Annotated in this window: 13 protein-coding genes and 1 pseudogene; 6 read left to right on the forward strand and 8 right to left on the reverse strand. The window is 67.7% G+C overall.

Annotated features, from left to right (window positions below):
• Nucleotides 1–15: 15 nt before the first annotated feature.
• Together hpxZ and GJV26_RS25790 are read left to right on the forward strand one after the other, a co-directional pair.
• Nucleotides 16–393 (forward strand): annotated as a pseudogene (gene hpxZ / locus GJV26_RS25785) (oxalurate catabolism protein HpxZ); the annotation flags it as partial.
• A gap of 55 nt (nt 394–448) precedes the next feature.
• The gene (locus GJV26_RS25790) at nt 449–2032 is read left to right on the forward strand and encodes a gamma-glutamyltransferase family protein (protein ID WP_155711480.1); all 1584 of its coding nucleotides are present in this window, start codon (nt 449–451) and stop codon (nt 2030–2032) included.
• Nucleotides 2033–2144: 112 nt separating this feature from the next.
• Here the strand turns inward: GJV26_RS25790 and GJV26_RS25795 are convergent, their stop codons facing one another.
• The 3 genes from GJV26_RS25795 to GJV26_RS25805 all read right to left on the reverse strand — a co-directional run bounded on the left by GJV26_RS25795 (nt 2145) and on the right by GJV26_RS25805 (nt 5438).
• Nucleotides 2145–3824, reverse strand: coding sequence for a cation acetate symporter (locus tag GJV26_RS25795; protein WP_155711481.1), 1680 nt, complete (start codon nt 3822–3824; stop codon nt 2145–2147).
• Nucleotides 3821–4183: a DUF485 domain-containing protein gene (locus GJV26_RS25800; RefSeq protein WP_155711482.1), complete on the reverse strand. Its 363-nt coding sequence runs from the start codon at nt 4181–4183 to the stop codon at nt 3821–3823. The genes GJV26_RS25795 and GJV26_RS25800 overlap by 4 nt, the downstream gene beginning before the upstream one ends.
• 187 nt (nt 4184–4370) lie before the next feature.
• The gene (locus GJV26_RS25805) at nt 4371–5438 is read right to left on the reverse strand and encodes a LacI family DNA-binding transcriptional regulator (protein WP_155711483.1); all 1068 of its coding nucleotides are present in this window, start codon (nt 5436–5438) and stop codon (nt 4371–4373) included.
• Between the two features lie 689 nt (nt 5439–6127).
• On the opposite strand from GJV26_RS25805, the gene GJV26_RS25810 reads away from it, so the two are divergent.
• Entirely contained in the window at nt 6128–7354 is a 1227-nt protein-coding gene (locus GJV26_RS25810; RefSeq protein WP_155711484.1) for a maltoporin, read from the forward strand.
• Nucleotides 7355–7547: 193 nt separating this feature from the next.
• On the opposite strand, the gene GJV26_RS25815 is transcribed toward GJV26_RS25810, so the two are convergent.
• The 5 genes from GJV26_RS25815 to GJV26_RS25835 all read right to left on the reverse strand — a co-directional run bounded on the left by GJV26_RS25815 (nt 7548) and on the right by GJV26_RS25835 (nt 13576).
• The gene (locus GJV26_RS25815) at nt 7548–7802 is read right to left on the reverse strand and encodes a hypothetical protein (protein WP_155711485.1); all 255 of its coding nucleotides are present in this window, start codon (nt 7800–7802) and stop codon (nt 7548–7550) included.
• A gap of 16 nt (nt 7803–7818) precedes the next feature.
• Complete coding sequence (locus GJV26_RS25820; protein WP_155711486.1) at nt 7819–9192, reverse strand: sigma-54-dependent transcriptional regulator; 1374 nt, start codon at nt 9190–9192, stop codon at nt 7819–7821.
• Nucleotides 9189–11090 (reverse strand): sensor histidine kinase, encoded by a 1902-nt coding sequence (locus GJV26_RS25825; protein WP_155711487.1) that lies wholly within the window; start codon nt 11088–11090, stop codon nt 9189–9191. Before GJV26_RS25825 ends, GJV26_RS25820 begins: the two co-directional genes overlap by 4 nt.
• Before the next feature lie 186 nt (nt 11091–11276).
• Nucleotides 11277–12266: a porin gene (locus GJV26_RS25830; RefSeq protein ID WP_155711488.1), complete on the reverse strand. Its 990-nt coding sequence runs from the start codon at nt 12264–12266 to the stop codon at nt 11277–11279.
• 23 nt (nt 12267–12289) lie between these two features.
• A complete protein-coding gene (locus GJV26_RS25835) occupies nt 12290–13576 on the reverse strand; it encodes a dicarboxylate/amino acid:cation symporter (RefSeq protein ID WP_155711489.1) in 1287 nt (428 codons plus the stop codon).
• Between the two features lie 328 nt (nt 13577–13904).
• Between GJV26_RS25835 and GJV26_RS25840 the strand changes: the two genes are divergently transcribed.
• Genes GJV26_RS25840 through GJV26_RS25850 form a run of 3 tightly spaced genes read left to right on the forward strand, consistent with a single transcriptional unit; the run spans nt 13905 to nt 16023 of the window.
• The gene (locus GJV26_RS25840; RefSeq protein ID WP_155711490.1) at nt 13905–14954 is read left to right on the forward strand and encodes an ABC transporter substrate-binding protein; all 1050 of its coding nucleotides are present in this window, start codon (nt 13905–13907) and stop codon (nt 14952–14954) included.
• 31 nt (nt 14955–14985) lie between these two features.
• The gene (locus GJV26_RS25845) at nt 14986–15588 is read left to right on the forward strand and encodes an SCO family protein (protein WP_229419453.1); all 603 of its coding nucleotides are present in this window, start codon (nt 14986–14988) and stop codon (nt 15586–15588) included.
• A gap of 3 nt (nt 15589–15591) precedes the next feature.
• Nucleotides 15592–16023, forward strand: a complete 432-nt coding sequence (locus GJV26_RS25850) for a cupredoxin domain-containing protein (RefSeq protein WP_155711491.1) — start codon at nt 15592–15594, stop codon at nt 16021–16023.
• The last annotated feature ends 4 nt before the right edge of the window (nt 16024–16027 follow it).

Genomic DNA, 16027 nt, shown 5'->3' on the forward strand with positions numbered 1-16027 from the left:
TTTACAGGGAGCCCAATGAAGCACCACATCAACCTGCCGGCGGTGCACGCCGAAGTGGCGGCGGCGTTCGCCCGCTACGAGCGCGCGCTGACCGGCAACGACACCGCCGTGCTGGACGAACTGTTCTGGCACAGCGGCCACACCATCCGCTATGGCGCCACGGAGAACCTGCACGGCTACGCCGCCATCCAGGCCTTCCGCAAGCTGCGCCCCTCGACGGGGCTCGAACGCAGCTTGCGCAACACCGTCATCACCACCTATGGCAGCGACTACGCGACGGCCAACACCGAGTTCACCCGCCCCGGCTCGCAGGCGGTCGGCCGGCAGAGCCACACCTGGCTGCGCACGGCGCAGGGCTGGCGCATCGTCGCCGCCCACGTGTCCCTGCTCAATCCGCGGCCCGGGTTGCCGCCTGAACCGTTGCCCGAGCCGGCGCCGGAGGCACCCGATGCCGCGTAGCCGCACCTGCACCGGCGGCATGGTCAGCGCGCCGCACCACCTGGCCGCGCAGGCCGGCGCCGGCATCCTGCGCGAAGGCGGCAACGCCATCGAGGCCATGGTGGCGGCCGCCGCGGCCATCGCGGTGGTCTACCCCCACATGAACGGCATCGGCGGCGACGGGTTCTGGCTGATCGCCGAACCGGGCCGGGAACCCGTGGCGATCCGCGCCTGCGGCCCCGCCGCCGGCCTGGCCAACGCCCGCTTCTACACGGACCATGGCGACACGGCCATCCCGACGCGCGGGCCGCGCGCCGCGCTGACGGTGGCCGGCGCGATCGGCGGCTGGGACGAGGCGCTGCGCCATGCCCGCGCCGCGGGCGGCCGCATGCCGCTGGCGCGCCTGCTGGCCGACGCCATCGGCCACGCCCGCGCGGGCGTTCCCGTCACGGAATCGCAGGCGGCGTTGACGGCCTCCAAATGGAGCGAGCTGTCGGCGCAGCCCGGCTTTGCCGCCACCTATGCGCCGGCCGGCCCTCCCGCGCTGCACGCCATCCTGCGCCAGGGCGCGCTGGCCGCCACGCTGGCTTACCTGGCCGAAGCGGGGCTGGACGACTTCTACCGGGGCGACGTGGCGCGCGCGCTGGCTACGGGCCTTGAATGTGCGGGCAGCCCGCTGCGCCTTGACGACCTGGCCGCGTTCCGCGCACGCACGCTCGCGCCGCTGGGCGTACAGCTGCGCTCCGGCCGGGTCTACAACCTGCCACCGCCAACGCAGGGCGTGTCGTCGCTGATGATCCTGGCGCTGTTCGACCGGCTTGGGGTGACGCGGGCCGACGGGCACGCGCACGTGCATGGCCTGGTGGAGGCGACCAAGCGCGCCTTCATCCTGCGCAACGCCCACGTGGGCGACCCCGGGCGCATGCCGTTCGATCCGGCGGACTGGCTGCGCGAACCCGTGCTGGCGCGCGAGGCGGCGTCGATCGACATGGCGCGCGCCGCGCCGTGGCCGCACCCGGCCCGGCCGGGCGATACCGTCTGGCTGGGCGCGGCCGACCGCGAGGGCCGCGTGGTCAGCTACATCCAGAGCATTTTCTGGGAATTCGGCAGCGGCGTGGTGGCCGGCGATACCGGCGTGCTGTGGCAGAACCGCGGCGCCAGTTTTACCCTGGAGGAGGGCCCCAACGCGCTGGCGCCCGGCCGCCTGCCGTTCCATACCCTCAACCCGGCGCTGGCGCGGCTGGCCGACGGCCGCACGCTGGCCTACGGCACCATGGGCGGCGAGGGCCAGCCGCAAACCCAGGCGGCGCTGTTCACGCGCCACGTGCTGTACGGGCAGGACATGCAGGCCGCCATCGACGCGCCGCGCTGGCTGCTGGGCCGCACGTGGGGCGCGGCTTCCACCAACCTGAAGGTGGAAGCGCGCATGGCGCCGGACGTGGTCGAGCAGCTGGTCCGGGGCGGGCACGACGTGGAACTGGTGGGCGACTGGGAAGACATGATGGGCCACGCCGGCGCCGTCGCCTTCCATCCCGGCGGCGTGATCGAGGCGGCCACCGATCCGCGCGCCGACGGCGCCTGCGCCGGAGCATGAGAATGCAGCGGCGCTGTACGGCGCTGCAGCAGCAGTAAACGACTGGCCGATAACGAAAAAAAGCCCCCGGACCTGAGTCCGGGGGCTTTTCGCATGCAGCGGGGAATGCGGCTCAGTGCGCGTGCGCGCCCGATGCGCCGATGCCCGTTTCCGAACGTACTTCCTGCGCCTCGAAGCCGGCCTTGTCGATGGCGGCGCGGGCGCTCTTGTCGGTCACCGAGAACAGCCAGATGCCGACGAAGCCGACGGTCATCGAGAACAGCGCCGGCGACGTGTACGGGAAGATCGCTTCGGCGTTGTGGAACACATCGACCCACACCGATTTCGACAGCACGGTCAGGCCGACGGCGGTGATCAGGCCGAGGAAGCCGCCGACGGTGGCGCCGCGGGTGGTGCACTTGCTCCACAGGACCGACATGAACAGCACCGGGAAGTTGGCCGAGGCGGCGATGGCAAAGGCCAGCGACACCATGAAGGCCACGTTCTGCTTCTCGAACACGATGCCCAGCAGCACGGCGATGACGCCGAGCACGATCGTGGTGAACTTCGACACGCGCAGTTCGCTGCCCGGCGCAGGCTTGCCCTTCTTGATCACGGTGGCATACAGGTCGTGCGACACGGCCGAGGCACCGGACAGCGTGAGGCCGGCCACCACCGCCAGGATGGTCGCGAAGGCCACGGCCGAGATGAAGCCGAGGAAGACGTCGCCGCCGACGGCGCTTGCCAGGTGCACGGCCGCCATGTTGTTACCGCCCAGCAGTGCGCCGGCGGCATCCTTGAACACCGGGTTGGTGCCGACCAGTACGATCGCGCCGAAGCCGATGATGAAGACCAGCACATAGAAGTAGCCGATCCACGTGGTGGCCCACAGCACCGACTTGCGCGCTTCCTTAGCGCTCGGCACGGTGAAGAAGCGCATCAGGATGTGCGGCAGCCCGGCGGTGCCGAACATCAGCGCCATGCCGAACGAAATGCCGGAGATCGGATCCTTGATGAAGCCCCCCGGACCCATGATCGCGTCGCCCTTGGCGTGCACTTCCACGGCCTTGCCGAACAGCTTCGACGGGCTGAAGTCGTACAGCGCCAGCACGGCGAACGCCATGTAGCTGGTGGCGCCGAGCAGCAGCACGGCCTTGATGATCTGCACCCACGTGGTGGCGGTCATGCCGCCGAACAGCACGTACACCATCATCAGCACGCCCACCAGCACCACGGCGATCCAGTAATCGAGGCCGAACAGCAGCTTGATCAGCTGGCCGGCGCCGACCATCTGGGCGATCAGGTAGAACAGCACCACGACCAGCGTGCCGGACGCGGCGAACATGCGCACCGGCTTCTGGGCGAAGCGGTAGGCCGCCACGTCGGCGAAGGTGAACCTGCCCAGGTTGCGCAGGCGTTCGGCCATCAGGAACGTGAGCACGGGCCAGCCGACCAGGAAGCCGATCGCATAGATCAGGCCATCGAAGCCGCTGGCGAAGACGGCGGCGGAAATGCCCAGGAAGGACGCGGCCGACATGAAGTCGCCGGCGATCGCCAGGCCGTTCTGGAAACCGGTGATGCCGCCGCCGGCCGTGTAGAAGTCGGAGGCCGAGCGGGTGCGCTTGGCGGCCCATTTGGTGATGAAGAGGGTGCCCAGCACGAATGCCGCGAACATCGAGATCGCGGTCCAGTTGGTGGCCTGCTTGGTGGACTGGCCGAGGTCCGGCGCGGCCAGCGCGGCGCCGGCGAAGGCCAGGAACGCCAGCGCGGCGGCGGCATGGAGAACCGGGCGGGATTGCAGGCGGGCGATCATGCGCGCACCTTCGTCGGCTCTGGCGCCTGGCCGGGAGCAGTGGGCTGCTGGCCGGCTGCCGCGTTCCGGTGGATCGCATCGGTCAGCGCATCGAATTCCCGGTTGGCGCGGCGCACGTAGATCGCCGTGACCGCGACAGTGAACAGGATCACGAACAGGCCGAGCGGCACGCCGCGCGACATGACCCCGTCGCCGATCTTGGCGGCCATGAATTCCTTGTCGAATGCGTTCAGGGCGGTGAAGCCGTAGTAGGCGATCATCACGGCCCAGGTCAGCTTCCAGCCGTAGGCGGAACGGGTCTTGACCAGCTTCTGGTAATTGGGGTCGCTCTTGACCCGCCGTACAACATCTTGTTCCATCTTTGTCTCCAGTCGTTTTATTGGATGCGGCTTTTCCAAAGCAGCTGATGGAGATCCTAAGCGCCGTTACTTACCATATGCTTACGCTGAACAAGTTACGGCCTGGGCGCGGCGCCCGGGCTGGGGGCCGGTCGGCATGGTGCACGTGCTCTGCATCCGGGTACGACGCCGGCACTGCCGGCACCCCTCATGCCGAGTCGCGCGGCACCAGCCCTCCGGTGAACCGCTTGCGGTACGGCGCCGCACCGGCGCCGTCGAGCTGGGCCTGCAGGCACTCCATGGCGGCCACGCCGATCGCGGCGACGTCCTGCCTGAACGTGGTCAGCGGGGGATGGAGGTAGGCGGAAATCGGCAGGTCGTCGTGGCCGACGATGGCCAGGTCCTTTCCCGGCTCCAGGCCGAAACGGCGGCACGCCGACATCGCGCCGATCGCGAGCCTGTCGGTGCCGCAAGCCAGCGCGGTGACGCCGGCGCGCTTCCACGCGCCGCCGGCGAGCCAGTCGAGCACATGACGGAACCCGAATGCTTCGAAATCCCAGGATGGCTGCGCGCCGGCAGGCACGAAATGCGGCGCCATGCCGGCTTCCGCCATCGCTTCCAGGTAACCGGCACGCCGTTCTTCCGGCGACGGATGGGCGACCGGCGGCGCGCCCAGGTAGGCGGGCGTGTGGCCGCGGCCGAGCAGGTAGCGCGTCAGCATCGCCATGCTCTGCCGGTTGTCGTTCATCACGTAATTGCAGTCTTCATGCACGTAGCTGTCCAGGTAGACGATGCGCATTTCCTGTTCCAGCCGCAGCAGCAGGTCCAGGTTGTTCCGGGAGGCGACCGCGGTCAGCACTACGCCCGCCACCTTCATCGAGCGCATCGTCATCAGCGCGGCCGCCTCCGCGGCAGGATCGTTGTAGGAACACTGGATGATCACCTCCATGCCCAGTGCCCTGGCCTTTTCTTCGATCGCGCGCAGGGCTTCGGCGAAGAACGGCTCGCTGATCACCGGAAGAATCACGCCGACGATCCGCGATCGCCCCCTGACCAGGCTGACCGCATGGGGGTCGGGCACATAGTCGAGTTCGCGGCATGCGCGCTCGATACGGGCCAGGGTGTCCGCCTTCAGGCCCTCGCGGTCGTTGAAATACTTCGATACCGTGGCGCGCGATACCCCGGCCAGCGCGGCGACATCGTGCATCGTTACCGGTCCACGGGACTCCTGGCTGCGCGGAGCGGGTGCGGCACTGGCCTTCTTGACAGTCTTCATCAGTAAGTTTACTCGTGTAAAGTTCTCGCTCGGGCAGCGCCCCGAAAGACTTCTGCACGCGCATGGGCGGGCCAAGCGGCGCCGCGAGCGCGCCTCATCATAGCAAAAATACCCGGCTGCAATAAGAGTGCCTGTCGTCCGGGCGTCGGTGCGACCAGGCGCCTTCCAATCGGCGTCGTTGCCTGCCGTCTGCTGCACTTTTCGCACGACGTTGCAAGCGAAATCCTCCCGGGATTGTTGTTAAAAAATCTGTTGACGCTGAAAAGTCGACACGTGTAAAGTTTGTGTGTGACGACAGATCACGACAAGAGCAGCGTGCCGCTCAGCGGTACCGAAAGCCGGCAGCACATCGACGTGCCTGCCGCTCGCACTCAATACAACCGGAGACATCCCGATGACCAGAAACCACGTGTTCGCCCGTAGCGCACCGATCGACGTATCCCTCGTCAGGCAGGCATGGGCGGCGCGGCCGCCCGAGCCCGCCGGCGCCATGCCCGGCTAGGCCCCGGCCTGCCTGTGCCCGCGACAGAGCCTTCCGGCTTGCCGCAGGGCAGGGCACATAACCAGTCCCGATACAGGCAACCTGCCGCGTCCGTCAAGGCGCGGCAGGACGGGACCCGCTTTTGCCGCACGTTCGCGAGCCGCCAAAGAATGCGGGCCTTGCGCAGACACAACAATCAGGAGACATCATGCTCATGAAGCACACCGCGCTGGCGCTGCTCGCGCTCGCATCGGCTTTTCCCGCCGCCGCCCTGGAACACACGGAGTATTTGCGCGCCAACGCCGCGGTCAATTCGGAGGAAGGCGGCCAGACCTGCTTTGGCCTGGCCGGCGCGGGTTCGAAGTACCGGCTCGGCAACGAATGCGGCGTCTACGGCGAACTGCTGCTCGGCCAGCGCCTGCATCGCGGCGGCGACGGCATGGAGGTCAAGGGATATGCGATGCTAAACCTGGGCAACAACGCCGCGTCCAGCAATGCACGGCGGCCGCAGGGTGGCTGGACCGTCGGCTTGCCACAGGCCTACCTCGCGATGGAGAACGTGTCCCGTCTCGGCGGTGCGACGCTGTGGGCCGGGCGGCGCTATTACAAGCGCGAATCGACGAACATCACCGACTTCATGTACTGGAATCCGTCCGGCCTGGGGGCCGGCATCGAGAACGTGCCGGTCGGCGAAATGCGGTTCAGCTATGCTTTCCTGAACGACGACCGGCAGACCATGCCGAACATGCGGGACGGCGATACCGCCAGCCGGCACGACTTGCAGTTGCGCGGCTGGAAGGTCAACCCGGGCGGAGCGCTGGAGTTCGGCCTGGCGCTGATTCGCGGCAACGGCCAGGGCGACCGCCATGGCGGCTCGATGCTCACCGTGCAGCACCGGCAGCGCGCCCTGGCCGGCGATGGCGAAAACCGCCTCGTACTCCAATGGGGAACGGGGGCCGGCGCGGACAACGGCGCGACCGGCGATACCGGCAACGGCAGCGATGTGCATCGCCTGCGCATCGTCGAAGGCTGGCATGCGCAGGTGACCAGGCGGCTCGGCGGCGAATTCGTCGCGGTGTGGCAACGCGACACGGCGCACGATTCCGCGAAGGCCAGGACGTGGGCCAGCGTGGGCGGGCGCGTGTCGTATGGCCTGTCCGACCATGTGAAGCTGCTGACCGACATCGGCCATGACCGGGTGGCGCCGGAACGGGGCGCTGCGCGGCGGCTGACCAAGTTCACCGGCGCCGTCGCGATGTCTGCCGGCCCCGGCTACTTCGAGCGCCCCGAACTGCGGCTGTTCTTCACGCACGCGCGCTGGAACGACCCGGCGCGCGCCGCGGCGGCCGAAGGCGATCCGCTGTCCGCGACCGGGATCTTCGGCAAGGCCCTGAGCGGCTTCACCGTCGGCGTCACGTACGAAAACTGCTGGTAAGGGATGGCCGGCGGCGATTGCGTGCCGCAGGCGAGGGGGTTCGCCTTCACGCCGCCGGGTGCCGCCGCCTCGACGCGGCTTTCAGTGAGCCGCTTTCAGGAAGGCGCCTTCGAGAGGCAGCTTGCAGGGAGCAGCTTTCAGGGAGCAGCTTTCAGGACGCAGCTTTCAGGAAGCAGCTTTCAACGAGCGCCTTTCACTGACCTTTCGGCCGGCGCGGAATGCGCGGGAAGTGCTGGACGTCGTTGAGGCTGGACGTCGTTGAGGCTGGAACGTTGTTGGTGCCGGTATATTTCCCGACCGCCGGCGCCGGTAGTAACGCCTCTGTGGGCATTATTTTGCTTGTCTCCTCGTTCTCCACAAGCAGACAAACATTGTAGATTTTCAGGGCAAATGAGGTTTGATTTAGCTCAATAACTTCAAAACGAAGCCCGGCAAGTCCAGTTTGCAATGTTCCTTTCCCGGCGCTAGCGGAAATCCTCCGCCACCAGGCCGTACTTTTGCATCTTGTGATACATGGTCTGCTTGGGCAGGCCGAGTACCGCGCAGGCGGCGCCGACGTTGCCGCCCGCGTTGCGCAGCTCCAGTTCGATCAGCGCGCGTTCGAACGCGCCGACCTGGTCCGCCAGCGAGGCTGGCGCGGTGCCGGCGGCATCGGCGTTGCCCGCGGCGGGAACGCCGGGCAGGGCGCCGCCCAGGCCCAGCACGTAGCGGTCGGCCGCGTTGCGCAGTTCGCGCACATTGCCCGGCCAGTCGTGCCGCATCAGCGCATGCATGTCCGCCGCGGGCACGGGCGGGACGGGGCGCCGGTAGCGGCGGGCCGCATCGAGCATGAAGTGCTCGAACAGCAGCGCGATATCCTCGCGCCGCTCGCGCAGCGGCGGAATCCGCAGCACGATCAGGTTCAGGCGATAGTACAGGTCGGCGCGGAACTGGCCTGCGTCAGACAACTCCTTCAGGTCCGCCTTCGACGCGGCGATCACGCGCACGTCCACCGGCAGCGGCTGGACCGAGCCCAGGCGTTCGATATAGCGCTCCTGCAGCACGCGCAGCAGCTTGACCTGCATGGCCGGCGGCAGGCTCTCGATCTCGTCCAGGAACAGCGTGCCGCCAGTTGCGTGTTCGATCTTGCCCACCTGGCGTTTCGCCGCCCCCGTGAACGCGCCGGCCTCATGGCCGAACAGTTCGCTCTCGAAGATCGTCTCCGGGATCGCGCCGCAGTTGACGGCAACGTAATGGTGGCCGGCGCGTTCGCTGAACTCGTGCAGGCAGCGCGCCACCAGTTCCTTGCCGGTGCCCGTCTCGCCATAGATCAGCACATCGGCTGGCTGGCTGGCCACCGCCAGGATCGTGCGGCGCAATTCCCGCATCGCGGGCGCGTTGCCGAGCAGCGCGGCGTCGATGCCCTGGCTGTGCGCCAGGCGCTTGCGCAGCGCGTGCACTTCGAGCTGCAGGCGGCGCTTGTCGGCCGCGCGCCGCACCACGTCGGCCAGCTGTTCGGACGAATAGGGCTTTTCGATGAAGTCGTAGGCGCCGTCGTGCATCGCCTGTACCGCCATCGCGATGTCACCATGCCCCGTGACCAGGATGACCGGCAGCTCCGGATCGATGGCGCGCGCGGCCGCCAGCAACTCCAGCCCGCTCATGCCCGGCAGCCGCACATCGCTCACCAGTACGGCGCGGCAGTGCGCGTGCAGCAGGTCGCGGGCCGGTTCGGCGCTGTCGAAACCGCGCACGGCGAATCCGGCCAGGTCCAGCGCCTGTACGCTGCCTTCGCGCACGGCCGCGTCGTCCTCGACCAGCATGATTTCTATCGCATTGATTTCTGTCTCGTCCATCATGTGTCCACCGATGCGGTCTTGAGTTCGATTATGAAGCAGGCGCCCGTATCGCTTTGTTCGGCGCGCAGGCTGCCGCCGAAGTCCCGGATGATCTGCTCCGAAATGGCAAGGCCCAGGCCGAGGCCTTCGCCCTGCGGCTTGGTGGTGAAGAAGGGCTCGAACAGGCGGGCGCGCGCCTCGTCCGACAGGCCGGGGCCGCCGTCGCGCACGCGGATCTGCACCGACCCGGGCACTTCCGTCACGCTTACCGACAGTTCGCGCCGCGCGCCGCGCTCCAGCGTGCCCAGCGCGTCGAGCGCGTTGGTCATCAGGTTGAGCAGAACCTGTTCGAGCCGGTTGATGTCGCACAGCGCGTAAATGTCGCCCTGGCTGATGTCGAGCGTGAACGCCACCTTGTCCAGTTCCAGGCGGCGCTCCACCAGTACCAGCGCGTTCGCGATCGCGGTGTGGATGGAGGCGGGCGCCAGCGCGGCGTTCGACTTGCGCGCGAAGCTTTTCAGCTTGCCCGTGATGCCGCCCATGCGCGCCACGATCTGCGAGATCTTCGCCAGGTTCTGCCTGGCTTCGTCCATGCGGCCGCGCTCGAGCAGCAGCACGGCGTTGTCGGACATGGTGCGTAGCGCCGTCAGCGGCTGGTTCAGTTCATGCGTGATGCTGGCCGACATCTGGCCCAGCACGGCCATCTTGCCGGCCTGGTACAGCTCGTTCTGCGTGCGGTGCAGCTGCTGCTCGGCCTGACGTCGCACCTCCACCTCGTCGCTCAGGCTTTGCGTCGTGCGCGCCAGCCGCGCGGTGCGTTCGGCCACCATCAGTTCCAGGTTGTCGTAGGCCTCCTGCAACTGCTCCCTGGCCTGCAGGCGCTGGAGGATGCCGCGCTGGCGCTGGCGCAGGTACAGGAACAGCAGCAGCAGGAAGCTGTACGCCATGCAGGCGAACAGCGCGGCCGCGCGGGCGTTGGCGCGCGCCTGGCTCAGGTCCGACAGGTAGGTGTATGTCCAGTTGCGCGGCGCCATCGAGCGCGTTTGCGCCAGCAGCGGCGGCGCGCCGTCGCCGATGGCGACCACGCGCGTGCCGTCGGCGCGCGCTTCGTCACGGCGCAGGGGCAGGGCGGGCAGCGGCAGGCGGTGATACTGGCGTGTCTGTTCCAGATGGGCGCGCACGCTGCCGGACAAGGGGCGCAGCGTGTGGTATTTCCAGGCCGGTGCGGAGGACAGGAACACCACGCCGTTGGCGTCGGCCAGCATCACCTTGTCCGCGCCCTGCACCCAGCCGCGTTCCTGCTCCTCGATGTTCACCTTCACCACCGCCACGCCCAGCATGCGGCCGTCGCGGTGGACGCCGCGAGCGTAGAAGTAGCCCGGCTCGCCGCTGGTGGTACCCACGCCGTAGAAGCCGCTCGGGCGGCCGCGCAGCGCGTCCCGCAGGTACGGCCTGAAGCCGATGCTGTCGCCGACGAAGCTGTCCTTCTGCCGCCAGTTGCTGGCCGCCAGCGTGCGGCCCCGCAGGTCGACGATATAGATGATGCGCGAACCGGCCTGCCTGCTCAGCCGCTCCAGGTAGCCGTTCACTTCCTGCCGGCGCGCGCTGTCCCCGGGATGCTCCAGCAGGGCCAGCACATCCTTGTCCAGCTCCAGCATGTGCGGCAGGAAGTCGTATTTGTCGAGCAGGTTTTCCAGGCTGGCCGCGTACACTTCGAGGCGCTGCGCGCCTGCGGCGCGCAGGCGTTCCGTGCTGATCTTCTCCGTCCACCAGTACGCGGCGCAGGCGAATGCCACGCCCACCGCCAGCGCCACGCACCATGCCAGGTGCGCAGGCCGCAGGTGTGCCAGGCGCGCGAAAGGCGGCGAGGCGGCCGCCTGTGTGGCCGGGCTGGCAATGTTGTCGAACGGGGCTGGCATCCTGGCCACTATAGCAAAGCGCGGGCAAGTGTCCTGAATCAGAAATTCGTTGATTACCAAATTTGACGAAATCGTCTTGAGGCAAGGCGGAAATGCCCGGTAAGGCCGGGGCCTTTCCGGGTATTTTCAACGCAGCATCGGGGCGATTCTCGTTGAATTTGTTCAACGAATCTCTGATTCGGGACACTAGAACACGTGGCGCAATCCCAGGTTCAGTGCGGCGTTGCCGGTACCATCGTCGGTGGCGTTGCCCACCTTGAAGTCCGCGCCGTTGTCGTTGCCGATATGGCCGTAGGCCGTGTACAGGTCGGTGCGGCGCGACAGCGCGTACGTGTAGCCGACGGCGAACTGCCGCGCATCGCGCCGTGCGGCCGTGCGGTCGTCGTGCCGGATGGCGGACAGCATCACGTGGTGCGCGCCCGTCGCATAGCCCATGCCGAGCAGTGCATCGCGGCTGTCCGCGCCGCCCAGGCCGCGGGTGCGCACGTGGGCCGCGTGCGCCGTGAACGCGCCCAGCGTGTAGCGCATCGCCAGCAGCGCGTTGCTGACGTGGTCCGGCAGCAGCGCATCCTCGCGGCGATGGTGGGCCAGCACCACGGCCAGCGCGCCGGGCGCATAGCTCAGCGCGCCGCTGGTCACGCGCTTGCGACCGGCGTCTCCGGCCACCTCCCCGGCGCCGTATGCCACCTCGGCCGACCACCCGGCCACCTTCGGCGTGCCGTAAACCACGGCATTGTCCATGCGGCGGTTGCCGGCGATGATGTTCATCGCCTGGCCGGCGAATCCGTCGCAGAACGGATCGGCCACGTCGCGCAGGGCCTTGTAGTAGGGAGACAGCTGGCGGCCCGCGCTCAGGCTGCCGAACGCGCCGCTCAGGCCCACCCAGGCCTGGCGGCCGAAGAAGGTGCCGCCCTGGCCCGATGTGCCGGTGTCGATGTTGAAGCCGCTCTCCAGCACGAAGTTGGCGGACAGGCCGCCGCCCAGGGCCTCGGTGCCCTTGAAGCCCACGCGCGAGCCCGAGGCCACGCCGCTGCTGAGCATCGTGCGGTTGCCGTCGGGGGTGCCGTACTCGGCCACCAGGCCGGCGTCCACCACGCCGTAGACCTTGACCTGGGTTTGTTGTGCGTGGGCGGCCGCGCAGGCCAGTGCCAGCGCGGCGGTTGCTGCATGTTTCATGGTGTCTCCGTATTATTCTTGATTCAGGCTGCGTGGATGTGGCTGTGCTGCGCGTCATGCCCGGCGCGCGCGGGATCGGGCTCTTCCAGCGCGCCTTCCCACTTGGCCACCACGGCGGTCGCCACGGCGTTGCCGACGGCGTTCGTGGCCGAGCGGCCCATGTCGAGGAACTGGTCGACACCCATCAGCAGCAGCAGGCCCGCTTCAGGGATGTGGAACTGGGTCAGCGTGGCGGCGATCACCACCAGCGATGCGCGCGGCACGCCCGCCATGCCCTTGGAAGTCAGCATCAGCAGCAGCAGCATGGTGATCTGCGTGCCCACCGACAGGTCGATGCCGTACGCCTGGGCGATGAACAGCACGGCGAAGGTGCAGTACATCATCGAGCCGTCCAGGTTGAACGAATAGCCCATCGGCAGCACGAAGCTGGAGATGCGCCGCTGCACGCCGAACTTGTCGAGCGCCACCAGTAACTTGGGATACGCCGCTTCCGAGCTGGCGGTGGAGAAGGCCAGCAGGAACGGTTCGCGGATCAGGCCGACCAGGCGGAACACGCGCGGCCCCAGCACCAGGAAACCCGCGCCGATCAGCAGCGCCCACAGGCAGAACAGGCCCAGGTAGAAGCCGCCCATGAACTTGGCGAACGTGGCCAGGATGCCCAGGCCGTTGGTGGTAACGACCGACGCCATGGCGGCGAACACCGCCAGCGGCGCCATGTTCATGATCGCGCCGGTAATGCGCAACATCACCTGCGCCAGCTCGTCCACCACGCCCAGCAGGCGTTTGCCGGAGTCGCCCAGCGCGCCGAGCGCGGAGCCGAAGAAGATCGAGAACACCAGCACCTGCAGGATCTCGTTGTTGGCCATCGCCTCGATCGGCGACTTCGGCACCACGTGCGTGACAAAGTCCTTCAGCGTGAATGCCGCGGTTTTCAGGCCGGTGGTGGCGTCCGCGGCCGGCAGCGGCAAGCCGAGGTTCGTGCCGAGCTGGAGCAGGTTGGACAGCACCATGCCCAGTGCCAGCGATACCAGCGACGCCGCCAGGAACCAGGCGAACGCCTTCGCGCCGATGCGGCCGGCGGCCTTGCCGTCCGCCAGGTTGGCGATGCCGACGGTCAGCGTGGAAAACACCAGCAGCGCGATGATCATCTTGATCAGGCGCAGGAAGATATCCGTCACCAGCGAGATGTGGGCGGAAATGTCGCCCGTGACCTGTTTATCGGGGAACAGGGTATGACAGGCATAGCCGACCGCGATGCCGAGCAGCATCGCGATCAGGATATAGAGTGTAAGGGGGCGCTTTTTCTGCATTGCAGTCTCCGTTTTTTTAGAAACCGCGGTGGCCACCGCGGAAGGTGGCTCCTAATTAGCAAGCGCTGTGCCTGACCAGATCGAATGGCTAAGTTGCTGATTTGATTACGAAGTTTCTGGCGCCTGGGGCAAAAACGTATGAGGAATTGGACTGGCGCGCCGTGACGGGTCCGATAAATCGGACGGGGCTGTGGGAGGTTGCCGGAAATGCCGGGAACGGCGCATTGCGATGGGAAACGTTTCCGGTCAAACGGTCCCGGCCATTCCGCCGGCAGCGAGGTGATGTACAATCCGGCAACAATTCATTACAACGAGACCGGCCGAAACCATGAGGCGAGAGACTACCCATGTCGTGCATCAGGCGCGCCGCCGCCAGCTGCTGAAAGGCGCGGTGGCCGCGGCGCTGCCTGGCGCGCTGCCGGTAGCCGCCGGCGCTGCCAGGGACACCGCCGCGCCGCTGGCCGTCGGCGGCCTGCCCGTGACGTGCAACCTGACGCTGCCGATCGCCTGCGTGGCCAGGTCGAACGCCAATGCGCGCCTCGGTCTCGGTCCCGCGCCGTTCGCCTACCATAAGTTCAGCGGCTGGCCGGAGATCAAGGAATCGCTGATGACCGGCCGCATCCAGGCGGCTTACATGCTGGCGCCGCTCGTGATGGACCTGGTCGACAGCCGTATCCCGATGAAGATCGTTTCGCTCGGCCACCGCTCCGGCGCGGTGATCATGGTGCGCACCGACTCGGCGTTCCGGAACTTCCGCGACCTGCGCGGCAAGAGCGTGGCCGTGCCGAGCCGCTTCGCGGTGGACTACCTGTTCCTGCGCAAGATGCTGGCACGCGAGAACATGGTGCTGAAGGATATCCAGGTGATCGAGATGGCCCCGCCCGACATGCCTGCCGCGCTGTACGCGAAGGCGGTCGACGCCTACTGCACCGGCGAGCCGTTCGGCGCCTCCGCCCAGCGTGCCGGCTATGCCCGGCCGCTGGCCATGACGCGCGACGAATGGCGCAACTACATCTGCTGCGTGCTGACCGTGCGCGAAGACGTGATCCGCACCGAACGCCCGCTGGTGCAGGACCTGGTCGATCACATCCAGGCTTCCGGCACCTGGCTGGACCAGGGCCCGGCCAACCGCGACCGGGCGGCGCAACTTGCCGGCGGCAGGAAGTTCTTCAACCAGGATCCGAAGATCATCAAGTTCGTCATGGATAACCCGCACGACCGCGTGACCTACGGCGACCTGCGCATGATCCGCGCCGAGTTCGACGAACTGATGCAGCTCTCGGTCGAGGCGCGTACCCTGAAGCGCCCGATCGCCTTCGACCGCTATGTGGACGAAAGCTTCGTCAAGGCGGTCCGTCCGCTGAAATTGATCCTGTGAGAGCCTTGCCGTGAACCCAGCGTTGAAACGATTGATCGCATCCTTGCTGCTGTGCGCGGCCGCGGCCCAGGTCCAGGCCGGGGAGCAGGCCCGGGCACAAATCCAGGCGGGGACCCGGACCCTCAAGGCCGGCGTGTTCGACCCGCCGCGCGCCGCGCCCGACATCGCGCTGCCCGCTTCGACCGGCAAGCCGTTCCGGCTGTCCGGTTTACGCGGCAAGGTCGTGGTGCTGGAATTCGGCTTTTCCCATTGCGAGTCGGTATGCCCGGTGTCGCTGGCATCGCTCGCGCAGGCGCGCAAGCTGCTGGGCGCCGCCGCGGAGGATGTGCAGGTGCTGTTCATCACCGTCGATCCGGCGCGCGATACCGCCGCGCGGCTGCGCACGTACCTGGCGCAGTTCGACGCAAGCTTCATCGGCATCACCGGCAGCGAGGCGCAGGTCGCGCAATTGCTGAAGAACTACGGCATCAGCGCCGCCAGGCGCCCGATCGGCGGCAGCACGACGGACTACTCGATGAGCCATTCGTCCTACCTGTACTTCATCGATCGCCAAGGCATGCAGCGCGCAATGATGCCGTTCGGGCGGCCCGCCGCCGACATCGCCCACGACCTGGCGATCCTGCTCGAGCGCTGAACGATGGAACGCGTGCGAGTCTGTGGGCGGTGGTGGCTGCTGAACGCCGCCGCGGCCGTCGTCGCCGGCGCGCCGCTGCTTGCCGCCTGGGCGCCGCTGCCGGCCGGTAGCCGCGACGAGCTGTTCGAGATTCCCGCGGGTACGTGGGCACGCCGCATGGCGGGCGACAAGGTCGATATCCTGCCGTCCACCATCACCCTGACGGCCGGTGTCCGGGACATTCTCCTGCTGCGCAACAGCGATACGGTGCCGCAGGTGTTCGGCCCCGTGCTGGTCATGCCGGGCCAGGATTTCCGGCTGCCGTTCGAAACGGTGTCGGTCAACGAATTCAACTGCACCGCGCACAGCAGCGGCTCGATGAAGGTCATCGTCGAGCCGTGGCCCGCGCCGGGTATCGCGCGCCTGCGGTGGCGCATGACCCGCCTGTCCCGTTAAGAAA

Origin of the sequence: Pseudoduganella dura, from assembly GCF_009727155.1 — a bacterium.
GTDB lineage: Bacteria > Pseudomonadota > Gammaproteobacteria > Burkholderiales > Burkholderiaceae_D > Rugamonas > Rugamonas dura.

Coding starts and splice junctions, on each gene's coding strand:
- GJV26_RS25795 (WP_155711481.1), bottom strand. CDS start 3,824: ATGATCGCCCGCCTGCAATCCCGCCCGGTTCTCCATGCCGCCGCCGCG.
- GJV26_RS25790 (WP_155711480.1), top strand. CDS start 449: ATGCCGCGTAGCCGCACCTGCACCGGCGGCATGGTCAGCGCGCCGCAC.
- GJV26_RS25835 (WP_155711489.1), bottom strand. CDS start 13,576: ATGCAGAAAAAGCGCCCCCTTACACTCTATATCCTGATCGCGATGCTG.
- GJV26_RS25800 (WP_155711482.1), bottom strand. CDS start 4,183: ATGGAACAAGATGTTGTACGGCGGGTCAAGAGCGACCCCAATTACCAG.
- GJV26_RS25840 (WP_155711490.1), top strand. CDS start 13,905: ATGAGGCGAGAGACTACCCATGTCGTGCATCAGGCGCGCCGCCGCCAG.
- GJV26_RS25825 (WP_155711487.1), bottom strand. CDS start 11,090: ATGCCAGCCCCGTTCGACAACATTGCCAGCCCGGCCACACAGGCGGCC.
- GJV26_RS25810 (WP_155711484.1), top strand. CDS start 6,128: ATGCTCATGAAGCACACCGCGCTGGCGCTGCTCGCGCTCGCATCGGCT.
- GJV26_RS25830 (WP_155711488.1), bottom strand. CDS start 12,266: ATGAAACATGCAGCAACCGCCGCGCTGGCACTGGCCTGCGCGGCCGCC.
- GJV26_RS25805 (WP_155711483.1), bottom strand. CDS start 5,438: ATGAAGACTGTCAAGAAGGCCAGTGCCGCACCCGCTCCGCGCAGCCAG.
- GJV26_RS25850 (WP_155711491.1), top strand. CDS start 15,592: ATGGAACGCGTGCGAGTCTGTGGGCGGTGGTGGCTGCTGAACGCCGCC.
- GJV26_RS25820 (WP_155711486.1), bottom strand. CDS start 9,192: ATGATGGACGAGACAGAAATCAATGCGATAGAAATCATGCTGGTCGAG.